The sequence below is a fragment of the Catenuloplanes indicus genome (assembly GCF_030813715.1).
Lineage (GTDB): Bacteria > Actinomycetota > Actinomycetes > Mycobacteriales > Micromonosporaceae > Catenuloplanes > Catenuloplanes indicus.
This window is the reverse complement of sequence record NZ_JAUSUZ010000001.1, coordinates 5,937,662-5,957,174: the sequence shown is the minus strand read 5'-3', so window position 1 is coordinate 5,957,174 and position 19,513 is coordinate 5,937,662. Positions and strand designations below refer to the sequence as shown.

The following is a 19,513-nucleotide window of genomic DNA, read 5'->3' as shown; positions in this document are numbered from 1 at the left end:
GCGCACCCGGGTACCTGAGGTGAAACCCCCATATCACTCCAGGAGGTGCACCGTGCGGCTCCCCACGTTCACCCGATCGGCGGGCACGACCACCGCCGACGACGAGACCACCGCGGCCCGGCCGCCGGTCGCGCCACGCGCGCAGGCCGACACCGCGCCACGCGCGCAGGCCGACACCGCGGAGCGGCCGAAGGTCGACGACCGCACCCCGTACGCGAAGGGCTCCACCGGCACGGAGCCGGCCACCGAGGTGATAGAGCGCCCGGCCACGCCGTCGGCACCGCCCGTGGTGGTCGACCGAGGTCCGCGCGCGCGGACCAGCATCATGGCCACGATCGGCCTCGCGCTGAGCGTCGGTGCGGCCGCGCTGGTGCTGTCCGGGCCGCTCGGCGGCTACGGCATCGCGGTCGCCGCGATCGCGTTCCTCGCCTCGACCGGCGGGTTCGTCGCCACCCGCCGGCGGCACGTGGCCGGCAAGTTCGACGGGCTGATCGGCATGCTGGTCAGCGGCGCCGCGCTGGTCGTCGGCATCCTGTCGGTGACCGGTGAACTGTCGTGGCTGAGCCTGGACACCGACACGGTGCGGCCGGCCCGGGAGTGGCTTGACGCACAGTTTCCGAACTGGTTCTGACGGGCATATCTAAGCCAGGCACGACGGAGCGGTTCGCTCGGGACGGCCGGGGCAAGGGGCGGTTCGCCCGATGCCGAGCTTGGGGGCGGTGGTTCACCGCCCCCATAAAGCTGTCTGGACAACGTTTCGGCGCCCGGGGGCGGATCCACGCAACGAATCGCCGCTCGACGCAAGCGTTATCGGTGGATCGGAAAACGGTGGCGGTCATAGCGTTCTTCGTGAGATCTCGAGGAACCCAGGAGCCGCAGCCATGTTCTCGCACCGGCGCTACCTCATGTGCCGCCCGACGCATTTCGCCGTCGAGTACGCCATCAACCCGTGGATGGACCCGGCCGCGCCGTACGACACGGAGCTGGCCGTCCGGCAGTGGACCGCGCTGCGCGAGGTCTACACCGGCCTGGGGCACACGGTCGAGGAGATAGACCCGCTGCCCGGCCTGCCCGACATGGTCTTCGCCGCGAACGGCGCGACCGTGGTCGACGGCACCGTGCTCGCCGTGCAGTTCCGGGACCCGGAGCGGGCCGACGAGGGCCCGGCGTACGCGAACTGGTTCCGCCGGGCCGGCTTCGACGTGGTCGAGGCGAAGGCGGTCAACGAGGGCGAGGGCGACATCCTGCTGGCCGGCGAGATCCTGCTGGCCGGCACCGGGTTCCGGACCGCGCACGAGTCGCACCTGCAGGCGCAGGAGGTGCTGCGCCGCCCGGTGGTGTCGCTGCAGCTGGTCGACCCGAACTACTACCACCTGGACACCGCGCTCTGCGTACTGGACGAGCGCACGATCGCGTACCTGCCGGAGGCGTTCACGCCCGGCAGCCGCGAGGTGCTGCGCCGGCTGTTCCCGGACGCGATCCTGGCCGGTGCGGACGACGCCGCGGTGCTGGGGCTGAACGCGGTCAGCGACGGCCGCAACGTGGTGCTGCCGGTGCAGGCCGGGAACCTCGCCCAGCAGCTCGCGGACCGCGGTTTCCGGCCGATCGGGGTGGACCTGTCCGAGCTGCGCAAGGCCGGCGGCGGCCCGAAGTGCTGCACCCTCGAGATCCGTGCGGGAGACTGAAATGATCATCGATGACCTCACGCTGACGCCGAAGGCGCTGGCGGACGCGGAGCGGTGGACCGCGCACAACTACCACCCGCTGCCGGTGGTCATCGCGGAGGCCGAGGGCGCCTGGGTGACCGACGTCGACGGCCGCCGCTACCTGGACTGCCTGGCCGGGTACTCCGCGCTGAACTTCGGGCACCGGCACCCGGCGCTGATCGCGGCCGCGCACGCGCAACTGGACCGGCTCACGCTGACCAGCCGCGCGTTCGTGCACGATCAGTTCGCGGCGTTCTGCAAGGGGCTGGCCGAGCTGTGCGGGCAGGACCTGGTGCTGCCGATGAACACCGGCGCGGAGGCGGTGGAGACCGCGATCAAGGTGTCCCGGGCCTGGGGTTACCGGGTCAAGGGCGTCGGCACCGGGCGCGCGCACATCATCGTGGCGGACGGCAACTTCCACGGCCGGACCACCACGATCGTCAGCTTCTCCACGGACGCGGACGCGCGGAACGACTTCGGGCCGTACACGCCCGGCTTCACCGTCGTCCCGTACGGCGACCTGGCGGCGATGGCGGCCGCGATCACCGAGGACACGGTCGCGGTGCTGATCGAGCCGATCCAGGGCGAGGCCGGCGTGCTGGTGCCGCCGCCCGGTTACCTGCGCGGCGTGCGCGCGCTCTGCACCGAGCGGAACGTGCTGTTCGTGGCGGACGAGATCCAGTCCGGCCTGGGCCGCACCGGTGCCACGTTCGCCTGTGACCACGAGGACGTCCGCCCCGACCTGGTGCTGCTCGGCAAGGCGCTCGGCGGCGGCATCGTGCCGGTCTCCGCGGTCGCCGGCCGGCGGGACGTGCTCGGCGTGCTGCGCCCCGGCGAGCACGGCTCCACGTTCGGCGGCAACCCGCTGGCCTGCGCGGTCGCCACCGAGGTGGTGCACCTGCTGGCCACCGGCGAGTTCCAGCGCCGGTCCGCCACGCTCGGCGCCCGCCTGCACGCCGGGCTCACCGGCCTGATCGGCAAGGGCGTCATCACGGTACGCGGGCGCGGGCTCTGGGCCGGCGTGGACATCGACCCGGCGCTGATGACCGGCCGCCGCGCCTGCGAACTGCTGCTGGAGCAGGGCGTACTGGTCAAGGACACGCACGGCTCCACGATCAGGATCGCTCCCCCGCTCACCGTGACGGAGGACGACATCGACTTCGCGCTCGGCCGGCTGGCGGCGGTGCTCAGCTCCCCCTGAGGACCGCCCGACGAAAAGGGCCGCCCGGTCGGGCGGCCCTTTTCCGTGCTCGAGCGCGTCAGTTCGTACCGAACGGGTTGTAGAGCTCGCTCGGCGCCTCGGTCACCTCGGCCGGGTTCGGCGGCGTGACCGTGACCGGCGTGCCGTAGTCGGTGTAGTCGATCTTCAGCGGGCCCGCGGCCTCCGGCGACACCTTCTGGATGTCCACGGTCAGGTTCGACAGCCGGCCCTGGGCGTCCGTGGTGGCGGTGAACGGCACCTTCTGCGCCGCGCCGTCGCCGATCGTCACGTTGCCCAGGCCGGTCACGCCCGCGACCTTGGCCAGGTCGACCGTGCCGGTGAAGGTGTTGGTGCCGGTCTGCTGCACGTCCGCGCTGGCCGCGATGAACTGCGACGCCTTCGCCGGGTCGGTCTGACCGGGCGCGATGCTGAAGTTGCCGGTGCCGGACGCCTTCTGCGCGTCCAGGTGCATCCAGCCGGCCGGCAGAGCCTCGCCGAGACCGGTCACCTTCGCCCACGCGTCCTTGCCGATCAACAGCGTCCGCAGCGTGATGTCGCCGCCGTTCGCGCCGGTCAGCCGCATCGTGGTGTCGCCGGACTCCTTCACCGGGTCGATCTGGCCGGTCACCGAGACCGCGTCGCCGATCGTCATCGTGGTCTTGAAGCTGGTCGTGCCCAGCGCCTGCGTCGACGCGGCCAGCGCGGTGTCCGCCGCGCTCGGCGGGACGGTGGTGGTCGCCGCGGTCGGCGTCACCCCGACCGACGGCAGGGAGATGGTGGGCTCCCCGTTCTCCGCGCAGCCACCCAGCGCGAGCGCGCCCGCGACGGCCACGCTCGGCACCCACAGAATTCGGCGGTCCATCTGGTCTCCTTCGGTCTTCGTTGTCGATGTCTTTCCCCGACCGCGTCGGTCAGCAAACGAATCCCAGGCGGGGTTAGGGTCGGTGCATGGCGCAGTTGCTGGACGACGCAGCGGTAGGCAAGGCACTCGCGCAGCTCACGGGCTGGATCGGTGATCAGGAGGTGATCGTCCGGACCGTCGAGTTCCCGAGCTTCCCGGCCGGGATCGTGGCCGTGGTCGACGTCGCCAGAATCGCCGAGGAGCTCGACCACCATCCCGACATGGACATCCGGTGGCGCACGGTCACGTTCCGCCTGACCACCCACTCGGCGGGCGGCGTCACCGACCGGGACGTGCTGCTGGCGGGCCACATCGACGAGATCGTGGCCCGCGTGCTGGAGCAGGGCTGAATCCGGCATGATGTAGCTGCTCTGGCGGGAGGTTGAAGCGTGAGATTCGAGATCAGCAAGGTGCTCGACGCCATCGAGCGGCGGCTGTGCGTGGACCCGGCGATGGCGCGTGCCGTCCTCGACCTGTCGGAGATCGTCCGATATCAGGACCTCGATCAGGGCCGGCCGGCCAGCATGCTGCGCCTCGGCATGGTCGTCGACGCGCTCGGCCGCCAGCTCGCCGAGGAGGACGTGCCGGTCTACGTGGTGCTCCCCCGCGCGCTGCTCTCCGACGCCGACCTGACCTCGAACGAGCGCATGGTCGCCCGGCGCTGGGCCGACGACGGGCTCGTCGAGGTGGTACCGCAGATGAACGACCGGGTCCTGGAGATCGCGGACATCCTCGGCCTGCCCGTGCTCAGCCGCGACCGCTTCGAGGGCTTCCGCGGGTCGTACCCGTGGATCGGCGACCCCGGCCGGCTGGTCGCCCCGGTGGTCGGCCACGGCGGTGCCGCGCTCGTCGCCCGGGTCGGCGGCGGCCAGGCCACGGCGGGCCCGCCGTCACAGGCCGGCGTGCGCCTGATGAGCCGCCTCTGGCGCTGCCCGGAGAACCCGTGCGCCAGCTTCGGCGGGGCCGGCGGCGGTGACAGCTTCTTCGCCGACCTCCGCCAGCCCGAGCAGGAGGCCCGCCCCGGCGCTCAGCCACCGCCCACGCTGCGCAACGGCACCCCGACCTGCCCGCGGCACGGCGCCCGGCTCACCGACGCCGGTCCGCGCCCGGCCGCGGAGGCGCTCGCGATCCGCGTCGGCGGCGTGGTCCGCCAGCGCTTCGTGGTCGTCGAGAACGAGCCGCTCGAGGTCGGCCGCGCGCCGGACGGCGGCATCATGCTCGGCCAGTGGCTCTCCGACGAGGCCCGCAAGTGGATCAGCCGCGCGCACGTCCGCTTCGACCTGCGCGGCGGTGAACTCTCCGTCACGGACGTCAGCACCAACGGCACCGGCATCCGGCCCGGCGGCAGCATGGACGAGGACGACCGCCTCATCATCAAGCGCAAGACCCGCGTCCTGGAGCCGAACGACCTGGTCGAGCTCTACCCCGGCGTGCACGTCGGCCGCGCCCGCAACTGGACCTCCGGCGGCGTCGCCGACCCGGTCTCGGTCCTCACGGACGCGCCGACGATGAGCTTGCGGGTCGTGCCGCGGTCGTAGCGTCCCGACCCGCCTACCGAGCCGCGAGGACCGCGTCGACCAGGCGTGCGGTGTCGGTCAGGTCCGGCAGCACCACGGCGGCGCCGGCGGCCGTCAGCTCGGCCGCGCGGTAGCGCCCGGTGGCGACCGCGATCACGGTCGCCCCGGCCGCGTGCGCCGCCTCCACGTCCAGCGGCGTGTCACCGATCAGGACCGTGCCGAACCCGGCCGGTGCCGGGTAGCGGTCCACGAAGGCACGCCGGGCGACCGTCACCAGGTCCGCGCGGACCGCATGGTCCCGGCCGTAGGCGGCGACGGCCAGGTCGAGATGATCGCCGAGGCCGACCGCGGAGAGCTTGGCCAGCGCGACCGGGCCCAGGTTGCCGGTGAGCACGGACTGCACCACGGACGGTTCGGCCGCCAGCGCCCGGATCGCCTCGGCCGCGCCGGCCAGGATGGTGCCGCCGCCGGTGTGGAAGTCGTCGGCCGCGGGTGCGAGCGCCTCCATCTCGGCGATCAGGTCGTCCGGGGCGGCCGTGACGCCGTGCGCGTGCAGTACGTCCGTCATGATCGCGCGGTCGGTGCGGCCAGCCATCGGCACCCGGTGCACCAGCGGCGCACCGTACAGGCTCCGGAACGCGCGGTCGGCGAGGCGCCAGCCGTACCCGGCCGCGTCCAGCAGCGTACCGTCGATGTCCCACAGCACCAGGCGGGTCGGAACCATGCGTACGTACCCCTCTCAGGTCATCCGGCCGACGGCGGCACGCAGCCGGGCCAGATCGCGGCGCCGCCGCTCGTAGGTGATCGCCAGTGTGACCAGCACGATGCCGCCCACGGCGAACGGAAGCCAGCGTGGCAGCAGATCCCACACGCGCGCCACCTCGGTCACGGAGAGCAGCAGGAGCGTGCCGCCGCCGAGGACCACCGGGGACTGACGGCGGCGGACCGCACCGGCCACCACCAGGACGACCGCGCCGGCGCCGAGCAGCAGGCGGCGCTGCCAGGACGCGTCGCCCAGCAGGACCGCGGCGAGGCTGGGCAGCAGCGCGGCGGTGACGCTGACCGCGTACGCGCGCCAGCTGGTCAGCGCGGGCCACCGGCGCGCGGCGAGCACGCCGACCACGGCGGCGACCAGCGCGGCCGGCAGCGTGTACGCCTCCCAGACGCCGATCCGCACCGCACCGAGCAGCAGCCACCAGGCCAGCAGCAGCCAGCCGGCCGCGGTCAGGCCGAGCGGCCAGCGCCACGGTCCGAAGATCGCGCGGATGCCGACCGCGATGCTCCACAGCAGCGCGACGGCCGCGGCGTACCGCAGGTCCACGCCGATGACCAGCAGGAACGCGACGACGGCGGTGGCGTGCGCGGCCACCTCGACCGGGCCGGCCTCGGCGGGCCGGGTACGGCGCAGCAGCGCGCCGAGCGTCAGCGTGGCCACCGCGACGCCGAGGATGATCAGCGAGGTGGTCCGCAGCGGCAGGTCGGCCGCGGCACCGGTCGTGCCGGCCAGCGCGACCGCGGCCAGCACCGCGCCCAGCCATCCGCTCAGCCTGGCGCGCAGCCCACGACCGGTCGCGCCGATCACCACCCCCGCGATCAGGGACAGGCCCAGCGCGGCCAGCGTGGTGGCCGGCCGCGGGGACGCGCCCGCCAGCGCCGCACCCTTCAGCACCAGGCCCGCGGGTACGAGCAGCGCCGCGGTCCGCCGCACCCACCCCGCGACGAGCAGCGCGGTCAGCCCGAAGGTGACGCTGACGGCCGGGATCACCGGCCACGGTGCACCGGCGGCGGCCAGCCCGACCAGGGTCGCGAGCGCGGCGGCCGCGGCGGCGGCGAGCGTGGCCCAGCGGCGCCGGGACCGGTCGGCGACCTGCACGGCCAGCCAGACCACCGGGGTCAGCAGCGCGACGGCGGCGAACTCGCTCCACACCGGCAGCACGACCGTCCCCGGCGAGAGACCGGTGCCGGTGGGCACCTCGGACCAGCCGCGGTCGAGCCAGGTGTAGGGGGCGAGGACGACCGTGGAGATCGCGTCCACGACGCCGAGCAGGACGGCGATGAACAGCGGGAGACCGGCGAGGGCCAGCAGGGTCTGCCCCCAGGCCGCGAGCGGCCACGGCGTCGGCGGGACGCCGGGTGCCGCCCATGGCGACACGCCGGACGCCGTCGGTGACGGCGCGGCATCGGTCGCCGTAGGCAGCGGCGAAGCGGGAGACCGCGGCGCGGCGGCAGCAGCCGGTGAGACAGCGGGAACCGGTCCGGGATGCGGTGGCGTGGAGTGCGGGGCGAAGGCGAGCAGGGGCCGGCTGTACGCGGCGAGCGCGGTCAGCAGCAGGGCACCGGCGGCGTAGCCGAGGCGGGGGTCGCGGCCCGGGTCGAGGGGCAGGCCGGCGAACAGCATCACCAGGCCGAACGCGACACCGGCCGGGCCCAGGTAGGCGGGGCGCCAGCGCCGGACCGCGGCCACCGCGAGCAGCACCGTCGCGGCCGCGGCCAAGGACAGCCGGGCCGCGGTGGCCCCGTTCCAGGCAGCGCCCGGCACCGTGCCGTCGAGCACCGCGAGCGCGGCGAACGGCACGCCGGTCAGCGCGGCACCCAGCGCGGGCCGGCCGAGCAGCGAGTTCCGGCCGTGGGCGCGCAGCGACACCGCCACGCCGAGCACCACGGTCAGCGGCAGCAGGACCGCGAACGTGCCCGGCCACCAGGCGGCGAGCGCCAGCGCGCTCACCACGGACGCCGTACCGGCCAGCGCCCGGACCAGCACGGAGCGCGCGAGATCCGCGCGCGCCGCAGTGAGCAGCAGCGCCGCGCCGGCGGCCAGGGCGAGCCCGGCGGCCATCGCCACCGGCATGCCGAAGCCGAGCGGCAACGACAGGATCCCCAGCGTCACCGCGACGATCACCGGGTCGTGCCAGCCGCGCCAGCCACCACCCCAGTGCCGCGGCGCGACCGGCTCGGCCATCGGGGTCGAGGCGCCCGCGGTCGCGGGGATGAACATCTTCGGGGTGTACGCCGGCAGCAGCGGAGCGATCGCCAGCGGCAGTGTGGCGAGCGCGAGCGGGAACTGCCAGTCCAGGATCGCGTCCAGCCGGTCCCGCTCGCCCGCCTGCGCGATCGTGGCCAGCAGCCCGATCGCGGCCGCGGCCGCCAGTGCCGCGTACGTGCCGCACAGCACGGCCAGCGCACCGGCGCGCGGGCCCGGCCGCACCGCCTCCGGCAGCCGGGGCAGCACCACCCACACGGTCAGCGCGATCGCCACCAGCACCGCGGTCGCGGTGACCAGCCAGAACCGGTCGCCGTACTCGGCCACCGGCCGGACCGCCGCGATCGCGACCAGCACCACGAACACGCCGGACGCGACCGCCCGGAACCGCGCCCGGCCGGCCACGATCGAGGCCGCCACCAGCAGCAGGCCGGTGACCAGCAGCGCGGTCGGCGAGACGTAGCCGGGGACCCGCTCGTCCGCGATCAGCGCCAGCAGCGAGGCGGCGAACGCGGCGAACAGCCAGCCGCCGAAGAGCAGCCAGGCGAGGCCGCGCAGTCCGTGCCGTACCCCCGGATCGGTGGAACGCGCCCCGGCGCGGACCGGAAGCGGGAAGCGGGCCGCGACCAGATCGATCGCGGCCGTACCGGCCAGCACGAGCGCGGTCGCGTAGGTGCCGGAGCGGCCGAGGAGCATCGACGGCACCGGCTGGATCAGCAGCAGCGCGGCCAGCCGCGGCCCGGTGAGACCGGTGGCCCAGCCGTAGCCGGCCGCGATCACCGCGGCGAGCAGCGCGACCACGCCCGCGTACCGGGCCGGGTCCAGGGCGGTGACGCCGAGCAGGTTCACGTACCAGGCGGCGTAGCCGTCCAGCAGGATCAGCAGCATGCCGAGCGCGGCGAACGTCTCCGCGGTCGCCCGCAGATTGCGGCGCAGCGCGACCAGCGGCGCGGCCAGCGCGAGCGCGGTGACACCGCCCAGGATCGCGGCGCGGCCGGCCAGTCCGAACGTGGCCCAGGCGATCGTGGTGAAGACGATCGCGGCGGTGCCGAGCAGCAGGCCGCCGAGGATGAACAGCACGTTCTGCACGGTCCGGGTGGTGGTCTCCGGCCGGGCCGCGGGCGGCTCGGCCGGCGCCGGAGCGGGAGCCGCCGCATGGACCGGCGCCGCGGGGACCGTGACGCGCGCGGCGTGGATCTGCGCCAGCAACCCGGTGCGCCGCTGCTGCATCGCCCGCAGGCCGGTCGCGCGCTCGTCGTAGACCCGCCGGGCCGTCTCCAGGTCCCGCCGCGCGGTCTCGACCAGCGGCGTCAGCACGGCGATCCGCCCGTCCAGCGCGATCACCTCGGCCGCGACCGGGTTCGGCGCACGGCCACAGCCGGGGCATCCACGGTCCAGCGTGGCGGTCACACCGCACCAGGGGCACGGATATTCGGGCGCGAGTTCAGGCTGCACCCCGGCATCCTGTCGCGTTCCACGAACGCGCGGACAGAGTTCGCGTACCTAGCCGTGGATCGTGGCGTGCACCCAGGACAGGTAGTCGGGGTTGCCCGCGCCGACCGGGACCGCCACGATCTCCGGCACGTCGTACGGATGCACGGCGCGCAGGTGTTCGATCAGCGCGTCGAGCCGGTCCGTGGTGGTCTTGAGCTGTACCACCCACTCGGAGGCGGTCTCGACCGCGCCCTCCCACCAGTAGGTGCTGGTGATCGGCCCGCCGACCTGCGCGCACGCGGCCAGGCGGGCCTGGACGGCGGAGGTGGCGAGTGAGTCGGCGGCCGGGCGGGCGTCCACCGTGGTGGTCACCAGATGTGTCTGCTCCACGCCGCGCACGCTACCGCTCGCGGCGCCTCGCACGCATCGGCCGCGCGGGCTGTGGCTGATGGGCCTCGATCCAGTCGTCGATGCGCTTCCACCAGTCGAAGAGCCACTCGATCCGCTCCTGCTCGCCGGCCGGGATCTCCTCCGGCGGTACGGACCAGAAGCTCATCATGATGGTCTTGTCGGTCGGCAGTTCGCGCCACACGTCGCCGACCGTGACCATCTTGTCCAGCCCGGTGTGCGCCACGAAGATCACGCCGGCGTCCGGTGCCGCGTCGATCGCCGCGTTCAGGCCGCCGGGCTTGGGCGCGAGCACGTGCCGCATGTTCTCCGCGCGCCGGGCCATCCGTTCCAGGCCGAGCGAGCGGAGCCGGTTGATCGCCTTGACCCGGCGCTTCGGCGTGAAGTTGCCGCCCTCCGGGAAGATCACCAGCGCGTCGTTCGGGTCGAGGCCGACCGTGACGTCGAAGATCTGCTTCTCGATGTCCGCGCCGGGCACGTCACCGGGCGCGATGAACCGGGTCGGCAGCCGGTTGAGCAGCACGTCGATCGCCGGGTCCCACTGCAGCGTGTTCTTCAGCACGATCCGCGGCTCGCGGTCGAACCGGTTGACCAGCGAGTGGATCAGGATGAACGAGTCGCCCGGCCCGGCGTGCCGGCAGACCACGATCTCGGGACGGCCGGGCAGGGCCACGTCCGGGTCCGTACCGACGATCTCGATCTCCACATTGAGCGCGGCGCGGCACAGCCGGTACAGCGTGTTCAGGAACGCGCCGGTGACCACGTAGTGGGCGCGCTGGAACGCCGGCGACCGCTTCCGCCACCCGAAGCCGGACGCGAGCCACAGCGCCAGCAGCACGAGCAGCGCGGTGGCGTCCCAGACCACGTAGACGACACCGACCCAGACCACGCGCAGCAGCCGCAGCCGGCCGGGCAGCACCGGCGCCAGCAGCAGCGGCACCAGGAGCAGGAACGGAAGACCCAGCAGCAGTACGGCGGCGAGCGCCACCATCGCCGGACCGAGCACGAGCCTGCGGAACCAGCGTGGGGGTAACGGCATGCGGTCTACTCCGTCTTCACGTTGGCCTGCAGGTAGCGGCGGGACGCGGTGTAGGCGCGGCTGATCCGGCGGCCGGCCGCGGCCATGTCACGGTAGGCCCAGGGGCTGTCGTCCCGGGGTTCCCCGCCCCCGGCCGGCAGCACGTGCACCTCCACATCATCGGGCAGCGATGCCATCTCGCGCGCGAACCGGTGCCGCCGGGCGATCTCGAACGCCACCTGCGCCACCTCCCACGGACGGCGCGGTGCCACCAGCGCCCGCTCGATCCGGCCGACCTGGAGCACGAAGATGAGCTTCGCACCGCAGCGCACCGCCTCGTCGACCGGGATCGAGTTGACGATGCCGCCGTCCACGTAGTGCTCACCGTCGATCTCGGACGGCGGCAGCAGGCCGGGCACGGACGCGGACGCCAGCACCGCGCGAACCAGCGGCCCGGTGGTGAACCAGTGCTCCGCGGCCCGTTCGATGCTGGCCGCGCAGCACCGGAACGGCACCCGCAGGTCCTCGAACGTGGTCTGCTCGCCGAGCTCGCGCTCCAGCAGCCGGCGCAGCGGCGTCGGCGAGTGCAGGTGGGTGCGGGCCGCGAACCGGCGCAGCTGCCGGGCCAGCGAGTCGCCGTAGACCTCACCGGCCTCCGGCGACGCCCAGAGCCGAACCAGCCGGTCGGTGACCGACTCGGCGGGGTCGGCCGCGACCAGCGCGCCGTTGACCGCGCCGATCGACGTGCCCACCACCAGGTCGGGCGTGAACCCCGCGCGGAACAGGGCACGCAGCATGCCCACCTCGACGGCGCCGAGCACACCGCCACCGCCTAGCACGAACGCGACCGGGCCGTTGACCATGGGAAACATCCTTACATGTCACCGCTCGCGGTCCGGGGTCGCCCGTTTCGCACGGTACGTCCGCCCGCGTAACATCCCGTTGACAACACGTTCGGATTCGCGCAGCCTGATGTATCCGCTTGTCCCCACCAGGTGATCAGGTGTGAGAGATGCCCTCGCTGCACCCCGGCGGGCTGCTGGCCCGTAGGTATCGCATCATCGATCGAATCGGCTCCGGCGGCATGTCGGTGATCTGGCGCGCGCACGACGAGGTTCTCGACCGCACGGTGGCGCTGAAGGTGCTGGCCGCCTCGCTGGCCGCGGACACCCGGTTCCGCTCGCTGGTCCGGCAGGAGGCGCGGGCCGCGGCCGCGTTCGTCCACCCGCACGTCACCGCGGTGCACGACTACGGCGAGGAGATCGATCCGGACGGTACGGTCACCGCGTTCGTGGTGATGGAGCTGCTGCACGGTGAGGTGCTGGAGGCACGGCTGGTCCAGGGCCCGCTGGATCGGGATCATGCGGTGCGGGTCTGCGCCGAGGTGGCGGACGCGCTCGCGGCCGCGCACCGGCTCGGTATCGTGCACCGGGACGTGACCCCGGCCAACGTCATGCTCACCGCGCTCGGCGCGAAGGTGCTCGACTTCGGCATCGCCACCCACGTGGGCGCGCCGGACGAGGACGAGGACGGCGACACGTTCGGCACCCCGGCCTACGTGGCGCCGGAGCGGCTGGACGGCACACCGGCGCAGCCGGCCACGGACGTGTACTCGCTGGGCGTGCTGCTCTACGAGACCGTGACGGGGCGAGTGCCGTACCCGGCGGAGACCTGGGACGACCTGACCGAGGCGCTGGCCGGTACGGCCGCTCCGCCGCTCGACGGGCTGCCGGACGACGTGGCCGCGATCTGCCTGCGCTGCCTGGACCGGGACCCGCGGGCCCGGCCGACCGCGCACCAGGTGGCCGCGTCGCTGCGGGGACTGCTGCCGGTGCCGGCCCCGCCACGGCGGCGGCGCCGGGTGGCACTGCCGGCCACGGGCGCACTGGTGGCGGTCGCGGCCGTCTCCGCCGCGCTGTTCGCCGGCACGCTGCTGCGCCCGCCGCCGGACGACCATCTGGCCGCACCGCCGGTGCCGTCCGCGGACGCGACCACGCCGGTCCCGGCACCGGCCTCGCCGTCCACCGCTCCGGTCATACCGGCACCGGTTCCGGCCCCGGCCAGCGCGACCGCGCCGGTGCCGACGGTGCGCGAGGCGATGGCCGCGCTCGGGCACATCCTGGACGACGGCGTGGCGAGCGGCGAGATCACCGCGGAGGCCGGCCAGGATCTGCGCAACCTGGTGCGGAACCTGGAGGCGAACCTGGCCGCGGGCGGCGCGCACGACCTGGCCTCCCAGGTGCGGAACCTGCACGTGAAGGTGGGCGACCGGCTGCGCGAGGGCACGATCTCCACCGAGTACGCGACAGAGCTGGGCGCCGCGCTGGACCGGCTGGCGATCGCGGTTTAGACGCGCGTGATCCTTCCCTTAAGTACCTTTTAACTTCCCGCCGTTGTTGATGTTGACCGCTAACGTCCTTCCGTGGCGAGCGGCGAACGCCCACATGTCGCCACGCCGTCAACCGCGTGTGACCGATCGGCCGGGTCGCGCGCGCTCCACGGACAGGAAGAAACCTCATGCCCACGACACGTGAGATCACGGTTCGCGGCGCGGACATGACCACCCCGGCCCAGCCCGCCCGTTACTTACGGTAGCCCTGCCGCCACGTTGAAAGGGCTCCCCGTTGGTTGCGCCGGGGAGCCCTTTCGGGCTGTCCGAGCCCCGGCAGCGCCGGACGCGCGAGATCATGATCTGCTTACGTTCAGCGGATGCGGGCGCCGGTGGAGTCGAAGAGGAGCAGGCGGGCCGGATCGACGGCGACGGTGAGGGACTCGCCGGGGCGAGGGAGGCCGCCGGCGGCCGGGATGCGGAGCACCAGGTCGCCGTCGCCGATGTCGCGGGCGTCCGCGGGTGGTTCGTAGGCGGGGTAGAGGCCGTAGCGGCGCGGGGGCTCGGTGCGTGGCAGCAGGCGGCCGATGACGCCGCGGCGAGGTTCGGGGTCGGGTGGGTCGGCCAGCAGGCCGGCGAGGTGGGCGGGGTCCGCGGTTTCGATCATGGTGTGGGCGGGTGGTGTCGGCAGGCCGCCCGCGTCCAGGTGGACGATGCCCTCGAAACCGTGGTTCTCGACGTGCCGGACCTGACCGTGCAGGCTTGCGCCGTCGGCCGGTGCGGGCACGGTGGCGCGCAGCGCGTCCGGGCGCAGGCCGATCGTGACCCGTTCGTGCCGGAGCAGCGCCGCCGTGCGCGCGTCGCCGGCCGGCAACATCAGCACCTGGCTGCCCAGGTCGACCGCCACCCGGCCGTCGACCGGATAGACCGCTCCCTCGAACAGATTCGCCCGCGGCGTGCCGAGGAACGCGGCGACGAACACGGTGGCCGGGTCGTCGTAGACCTCGGCGGGCGTGCCGACCTGCTGGAGTACGCCGTCGCGGAGCACGGCCACCCGGTCCGCCACGGACAGCGCCTCCGCCTGGTCGTGCGTGACGTAGAGCGTGGTCACGCCGACCCGGCGCGCGGTCGCGGCCACCTCGCCGCGCAGCTCGGCCCGCAGGCCGGCGTCCAGATGGGCCAGCGGTTCGTCGAGCAGGAACACGCGCGGCTGCCGGACCAGCGCGCGGGCCATCGCCACCAGCTGCCGTTCCCCGCCGGACAGTTGCGCGGGCCGCCGGTCCAGCACGTCGGTCAGCCCGAGGCGCGCCGCCGCGTTCGCCACCAGCTCGGCCACGCCGGGCGCGGACCGCAACGGAAACCCGATGTTCTGCGCGACCGTGAGGTGCGGGTAGAGCGCGTAGTGCTGGAAGACCATGGCCACGTTCCGGTCCCGGGTGGGCAGCCGGTCGACGATCTGCCCGCCGAACCGCACGTGCCCCGTGGTCGGGGCCTCCAGGCCGGCGACCAGCCTGAGCACGGTGGACTTGCCGCAGCCGGACGGTCCGAGCAGGACGACGAGCTCACCGTCCGCTATGTCCAGCGACAGGTCGTTCACGGCCACGGTCCCGTCATCGAACACCTTCCCCAGGTGGTCGAGCCCCACGGCCGTCATGCCGACATGGTGAGGCGCTCCCCCACCACCCCGCCACCCCACATCGACGGACGGCACTCTCTCCGCGCCGAGCGGTTCCGCGCGACGGCTCGTGCCCGCGGCGGACCGGAACGTCAGGGGCGGGTCCGGGTGTCGAGCCAGCCGTTGTCGTCGGTGTCGGTGAGGCGGGTGTCGGGGGTGCCGTCGTGGTCGGTGTCGTAGTCGGCGTGGTCGATGAGGCCGTCGGCGTCGACGTCGTGGCCGGTGAAGTCGGTGCCGCCGTCGTTGTCGCGGTCGACCAGGATCTCGACGCCGCCGCCGGTGCGGCCGCGGACGCCGTGCGGGTCCCAGGTGCCGTCGCCGTCCGCGTCGACGCGGGTGGCGTAGCCGTCCGGGACCGGCGGTGGAGCGTCGCCGAAGGACTGCGTGGTGGCGTCGCCGAAGCCCTGAGCGGGGAGGGGCGCGGCACCGAACCCGGCTGTGGGCACGCCGGGCCCGGTGCCGAAACCGGCCGCCGGGGCGCCGGGGCCGGTGGCGTGCAGGGACGTCGAGGAGCCGCCGGTGGGGCCGAACCCGGCGGTGTACGGGCCGGCCGGGGCGGCATCGGCCGGGAAGATGTCGCCGAGCAGGCCGAACATGCTCGACTGGTTGGTGCGGGACTCGACCGTGCTGTGGCCGGTGTCGCCGGTGCCGGTGAAGACCTGGCTGCGCAGCAGCGCCGCCTCGTCGGCGGTGAGCGTGTAGCCGGCCAGTGCGCGGTCCGGGTCGGTGGACAGCGCGGTGCCGAACGCCGGGTCGGTGACCAGGCGTTCCAGGGCGTCGTCGAATCCGGGCATCAGTCCAGCTCCGGCATCGGGACGGGCTGCGGGCGGGGGTGGCAGGCCCCGCACTGCAGCGCGTCGTCGACGACCAGGCCCTCGGCGCGGCGGCGCGAGTCGGAGCGGTGCACCTCCAGCAGGTACGGGCCGAAGCGCGCGTGATCCTCGCACACGCCACGGCCGCAGAACCGGCATGAGCCGCGCGCGGCCTTGGCGCAGAACCAGCAGAGCACGTGACCTCCTCAGGACACCGACATCAGAACAGGATCACGGTCTCGGAGACCGACGGGACGGCCGGCACCGAGGACTGCTCCGCGGGTACGGACGGGGTGAACGTACCGCTGGAAATGGTCGGTTCGCCGGTGTTGGTCGGTTCCGGGTCCGGGCTCGGCTCAGTCGTCGGCGGGTTGGTCGTGGGCGACGGAGGCGGCGGCGCCTGGGTGGTCGGACGCGGCGGGTTCGGCGAACGCGTCACCGGAGGCGGCGGCACCACCACTCCACCACCGTTGTCGTCGTCATCGTCGTCGGTCGGCACCACGTTGCCGGGCACGGACGGCGTCGGAGACGGCGAACTCGACGGCGACGGGGACGGCGACGGCGACGGCGACGGCGAGTCCGACGGCGTCGGCGACGGCGACGGCGAACCGGACGGCGTCGGGAGCGGGTCCGGCAGGCCGTCGGCGCAGTCCAGGTCGCGGCGCGTCTCCGGCTGGTTCACCCGGTCCGCCAGCACCTCGCCCCGGGACACCACGGCCTGCCCGTTCTCCACCGCGTACCACGCGGCCCCGGTGCTGCTGACCGCGATCCGCGCACTGGAGATCTCCAGCGACAGCGGCCGGAACGCACCGCTGGTCGACGCCGTGTCGGACAGGATCCGCCCGTCCTCGAGCTCCAGACCGGCGTACGGCGTGCGGGTCCGGTCACCCTCGGTGCGCAGGTCGCGGATCTCGGCGGTGCTGCCCGCGCACAGCACGGAGAACGCACCGCCGCGGAACGTCAGCGATGCCCGCGACTCCGTGCCGACCCAGACCTCCGCACCGATCGGCAGCTGGTAGCGGCTGCCCTCGTCGAGCCGGACCATCCGCCCGGCCACGCCGACGTCGACGGTGCCGGTCTCCGCGGTCAGCAGCGCCCGGTCGCCGGGCATCTCGGCCCACGCGGGCGCGGGCCTCAGCTGCGCGGCGGTGAGCCCGAGCGCGAGCAGCAGGACCAGCAGCACCAGCCACCAGAGCCTGCGCTCGAACCGGCCGTCCAGCCCGTAGTCGACGCCACCGGGCGGCATACCGGGCGGCGCGGCCAGCGGCGGGTAGTCGCCGCCGGAGTGCACGCCGGTCGACGGGCGCAGCGGTGGCCGGTCCGCACCCTCGAACGAGGAGCTGCCGGCGAACGTGGCCGCGGCACCGGCCATCGCCGGGATGGTCCACAGCCGGACCGGTGTGCGCGCGACCGCGACCGGGCCGGGGTAGCCCTCGCCGACCGGGCCGATCATGGTGCCGCGCCGCAGCTCACCGCCGTCCGGCAGGACGATCGCGCCGGACTCGATGATCACCGCGTCGGTCGGCCCGTCGAGCCGGATCGCGTCGCCGGGGTTGACCGCGGAGGAGCGCGCGGCCGCGAGCATGCCCATCCGGCCCTCGGGCGAGAGCCCGGTCAGCGCCGGTGTGTCGTCGAAGAGCGCTTCCGCGTACGCCCGGTCGGTGGGCGGTGGTCCGGGCAGCGGGCCGATCGCGGTCGCCACCGCGGTCGACGGGATCGCGAGCAGCACGGCGTCGCCGGACACGTACCAGTCCAGGGCGGCCGGGGCACCGGCGAGCGCGGCGTCCAGCCCGACCGTGGAGCCGGGGCCGGCGTGCTGGCGCAGGATGCCGCCCGGGTCGCCGGGGCGCCGGCCCTGCAGCGCGCCCTCGATCACCACGTACACCGTGGGCTGCGCGCCACCGGCGGCGATCAGCTGGCGGCCGTCGCCGGGACGCTCCCAGTGCGCCTGCCGGGCGAGCCGGGTCAGCACCTCCGCGGGCAGCCGGCCCAGCATCGAACGGTTGAGCGCGTGCTGCCGGTGTGGCGTGTCCTCGGCCCGCTTCCGCTCCCGGCGCATCGCACGGAACCGCCGCAGGCGGCGGGAGAGCCAACCCACCAGGAGGTACGCCAGGGGCGCGCACAGTCCGCCGATGATCAGCAGCAACAGCAGCCGGGGGCCGAACCCGCCGTGCCAGAGACCGGAGACCAGTCCCTGCACCCGGTCGGCCCAGACGCGGTAGAACACGTTCGCCGCGATCACCAGCCACAGCACCGCGAGCGTGCCGTAGAGCGCGATCAGCCGGCCCTCCGCGTCCAGCTCGCGCCAGCGCGGCGGACGGCGGCGCAGCCGGCCGGCGACGAACGCGAGCCCGCGTGCCCGCAGGTTCGGGATCTCCAGCCAGTCCATCAGCAGGTAGTAGCCGTCCAGCGCGAGCAGCGGGTTCAGGTTGAACAGCGCGTTCAGGTACCACGCGAAGGCCAGCTTGAACGCGAGCGGCGCGACAGCCGGGAAGATCAGCCCGACGATCTGCGCGGAGCCGGCCAGCACCAGGCCGGCGGCCGGTCCGGCGAGCGTGGTGCGCAGCCGCGCGCGACGGCCGGCCATCCACACGTCGCTGGTGTCCACGAAGACGGACGGGATGCCGAAGTAGACCAGGAAGCCGGCGGCCGGGACGCGCCGGCCCATGTGCTTGGTGGCCAGTGCGTGGCCGAGCTCGTGCGCGGCGAGCGCCACCACGTTGAGCGCCAGCAACACGATCGCGCCGACCAGGAACGAGCCGTTCGACACGAAGACGGACTGGTCGCCGCGCCACCAGGTCCAGGCGAAGAGGCCGAAGCCGGCCAGCGCGACGATGCCGAACAGCACGGCCGCGACCGGCGTGAAGAAGAACCGGCCGCCGAACCGGTAGAGCACGTCGATGATCGGGTCCACGTTCGCCACGGCCATCCGGCGGCCTCGCGCGGCGGCCAGCAGCCCGGCGCCCACGCGCAGCGCGAGCGGGCGGCGGCGCACCTGCTCCAGCGGCCCGAACGCGTCCACCGGCAGCTCGCCGAGCATGCGGTTCGCGGCCAGGTCGGCGACGAGCCGGCGGACCTGGTCGGGTGCGAGCCGGCCGGATATGTGGGCGAACTCCGCGACCAGCCGCGCGACCGTGCGGGAACCGTCCATCAGCTCGGCGAGCTGCCACTCCTCCGGGCTCAGCCGCAGGTAGCTCGACGGACCGGCGTCGTCGGGCGAGCGGAGCATCACATAAGGCACGCCGCGGACGCTGGTCAGCTCGGCGGTCTCGATGCCGGACCGCAGCTCCGGCCGGGCCCGGGCCGGGTTGATCCGGTCGATCACCGCGGACCACACGTCGGTGTCGGAGGGCCCGATCGGCTGGCCGGGAGCGCGTCCGGCAAGGGCCTCCCAGACGCTCAGCCGTGTTTCAACGATCGACACTGCATGATCTCCGTTTTCGCCTGGTGACCCCCCGTCACCCGGGGCCCGCCGCCCCGCCAGGAAGAGTATCGACCAGGCGCCATGACCGATAGAGGCGAGTGCTGACCA

General features: G+C 74.0%; 16 protein-coding genes. 6 read left to right on the top strand and 10 right to left on the bottom strand.

What is annotated here, in order from left to right; translation table 11 throughout:
* Positions 1-52 precede the first annotated feature (52 nt).
* The 3 genes from J2S42_RS26975 to rocD all read left to right on the top strand — a co-directional run bounded on the left by J2S42_RS26975 (position 53) and on the right by rocD (position 2,907).
* A complete protein-coding gene (locus J2S42_RS26975) occupies positions 53-631 on the top strand; it encodes a hypothetical protein (protein ID WP_307243444.1) in 579 nt (192 codons plus the stop codon).
* A 250-nt stretch (positions 632-881) separates the two neighbouring features.
* Positions 882-1,685: a dimethylargininase gene (ddaH, locus tag J2S42_RS26970; protein WP_307243442.1), complete on the top strand. Its 804-nt coding sequence runs from the start codon at positions 882-884 to the stop codon at positions 1,683-1,685.
* 1 nt (position 1,686) lies between these two features.
* The gene (gene rocD, locus J2S42_RS26965) at positions 1,687-2,907 is read left to right on the top strand and encodes an ornithine--oxo-acid transaminase (protein WP_307243441.1); all 1,221 of its coding nucleotides are present in this window, start codon (positions 1,687-1,689) and stop codon (positions 2,905-2,907) included.
* Between the two features lie 58 nt (positions 2,908-2,965).
* Here rocD and J2S42_RS26960 read toward each other — a convergent pair whose 3' ends face one another.
* Positions 2,966-3,769, bottom strand: coding sequence for a hypothetical protein (locus J2S42_RS26960; protein ID WP_307243439.1), 804 nt, complete (start codon positions 3,767-3,769; stop codon positions 2,966-2,968).
* Positions 3,770-3,855: 86 nt separating this feature from the next.
* Here J2S42_RS26960 and J2S42_RS26955 point away from each other — a divergent pair, with 86 nt between their 5' ends.
* Complete coding sequence (locus J2S42_RS26955) at positions 3,856-4,158, top strand: 4a-hydroxytetrahydrobiopterin dehydratase (protein ID WP_307243437.1); 303 nt, start codon at positions 3,856-3,858, stop codon at positions 4,156-4,158.
* Positions 4,159-4,197: 39 nt separating this feature from the next.
* Positions 4,198-5,346, top strand: coding sequence for an FHA domain-containing protein (locus tag J2S42_RS26950; RefSeq protein WP_307243436.1), 1,149 nt, complete (start codon positions 4,198-4,200; stop codon positions 5,344-5,346).
* 13 nt (positions 5,347-5,359) lie between these two features.
* Here J2S42_RS26950 and J2S42_RS26945 read toward each other — a convergent pair whose 3' ends face one another.
* The 5 genes from J2S42_RS26945 to J2S42_RS26925 are packed head-to-tail and all read right to left on the bottom strand — an operon-like array spanning position 5,360 to position 12,028.
* Complete coding sequence (locus J2S42_RS26945) at positions 5,360-6,049, bottom strand: HAD family hydrolase (protein ID WP_307243434.1); 690 nt, start codon at positions 6,047-6,049, stop codon at positions 5,360-5,362.
* A 15-nt stretch (positions 6,050-6,064) separates the two neighbouring features.
* A complete protein-coding gene (locus J2S42_RS26940; protein WP_307243431.1) occupies positions 6,065-9,760 on the bottom strand; it encodes an SCO7613 C-terminal domain-containing membrane protein in 3,696 nt (1,231 codons plus the stop codon).
* A gap of 48 nt (positions 9,761-9,808) precedes the next feature.
* The gene (cutA, locus tag J2S42_RS26935; protein ID WP_307243430.1) at positions 9,809-10,129 is read right to left on the bottom strand and encodes a divalent-cation tolerance protein CutA; all 321 of its coding nucleotides are present in this window, start codon (positions 10,127-10,129) and stop codon (positions 9,809-9,811) included.
* 10 nt (positions 10,130-10,139) lie between these two features.
* Positions 10,140-11,186, bottom strand: coding sequence for a 1-acyl-sn-glycerol-3-phosphate acyltransferase (locus J2S42_RS26930; protein WP_307243428.1), 1,047 nt, complete (start codon positions 11,184-11,186; stop codon positions 10,140-10,142).
* Between the two features lie 5 nt (positions 11,187-11,191).
* Positions 11,192-12,028, bottom strand: a complete 837-nt coding sequence (locus J2S42_RS26925) for a patatin-like phospholipase family protein (protein WP_307243427.1) — start codon at positions 12,026-12,028, stop codon at positions 11,192-11,194.
* A gap of 149 nt (positions 12,029-12,177) precedes the next feature.
* On the opposite strand from J2S42_RS26925, the gene J2S42_RS26920 reads away from it, so the two are divergent.
* Positions 12,178-13,515, top strand: coding sequence for a serine/threonine-protein kinase (locus tag J2S42_RS26920; RefSeq protein WP_307243425.1), 1,338 nt, complete (start codon positions 12,178-12,180; stop codon positions 13,513-13,515).
* Positions 13,516-13,867: 352 nt separating this feature from the next.
* On the opposite strand, the gene J2S42_RS26915 is transcribed toward J2S42_RS26920, so the two are convergent.
* From J2S42_RS26915 to J2S42_RS26900, 4 genes are all read right to left on the bottom strand, one after another.
* Positions 13,868-15,148 carry an ABC transporter ATP-binding protein gene (locus J2S42_RS26915; RefSeq protein WP_307243424.1) on the bottom strand — a complete coding sequence of 427 codons (1,281 nt, stop codon included), beginning with the start codon at positions 15,146-15,148 and terminating at the stop codon, positions 13,868-13,870.
* A gap of 113 nt (positions 15,149-15,261) precedes the next feature.
* Positions 15,262-15,963, bottom strand: a complete 702-nt coding sequence (locus J2S42_RS26910; RefSeq protein WP_307243422.1) for a hypothetical protein — start codon at positions 15,961-15,963, stop codon at positions 15,262-15,264.
* Positions 15,963-16,178 (bottom strand): hypothetical protein, encoded by a 216-nt coding sequence (locus tag J2S42_RS26905; protein WP_306834945.1) that lies wholly within the window; start codon positions 16,176-16,178, stop codon positions 15,963-15,965. Before J2S42_RS26905 ends, J2S42_RS26910 begins: the two co-directional genes overlap by 1 nt.
* 23 nt (positions 16,179-16,201) lie before the next feature.
* Positions 16,202-19,405 carry a M50 family metallopeptidase gene (locus J2S42_RS26900; RefSeq protein WP_307243421.1) on the bottom strand — a complete coding sequence of 1,068 codons (3,204 nt, stop codon included), beginning with the start codon at positions 19,403-19,405 and terminating at the stop codon, positions 16,202-16,204.
* Between the last annotated feature and the right edge of the window lie 108 nt (positions 19,406-19,513).

Excerpts from the sequence above, each read along its gene's own strand:
- ddaH (WP_307243442.1), top strand. The coding sequence starts at position 882 with ATGTTCTCGCACCGGCGCTACCTCATGTGCCGCCCGACGCATTTCGCC.
- rocD (WP_307243441.1), top strand. The coding sequence starts at position 1,687 with ATGATCATCGATGACCTCACGCTGACGCCGAAGGCGCTGGCGGACGCG.
- J2S42_RS26960 (WP_307243439.1), bottom strand. The coding sequence starts at position 3,769 with ATGGACCGCCGAATTCTGTGGGTGCCGAGCGTGGCCGTCGCGGGCGCG.
- J2S42_RS26955 (WP_307243437.1), top strand. The coding sequence starts at position 3,856 with ATGGCGCAGTTGCTGGACGACGCAGCGGTAGGCAAGGCACTCGCGCAG.
- J2S42_RS26945 (WP_307243434.1), bottom strand. The coding sequence starts at position 6,049 with ATGGTTCCGACCCGCCTGGTGCTGTGGGACATCGACGGTACGCTGCTG.
- J2S42_RS26930 (WP_307243428.1), bottom strand. The coding sequence starts at position 11,186 with ATGCCGTTACCCCCACGCTGGTTCCGCAGGCTCGTGCTCGGTCCGGCG.
- J2S42_RS26925 (WP_307243427.1), bottom strand. The coding sequence starts at position 12,028 with ATGGTCAACGGCCCGGTCGCGTTCGTGCTAGGCGGTGGCGGTGTGCTC.
- J2S42_RS26920 (WP_307243425.1), top strand. The coding sequence starts at position 12,178 with ATGCCCTCGCTGCACCCCGGCGGGCTGCTGGCCCGTAGGTATCGCATC.
- J2S42_RS26915 (WP_307243424.1), bottom strand. The coding sequence starts at position 15,148 with ATGACGGCCGTGGGGCTCGACCACCTGGGGAAGGTGTTCGATGACGGG.
- J2S42_RS26910 (WP_307243422.1), bottom strand. The coding sequence starts at position 15,963 with ATGCCCGGATTCGACGACGCCCTGGAACGCCTGGTCACCGACCCGGCG.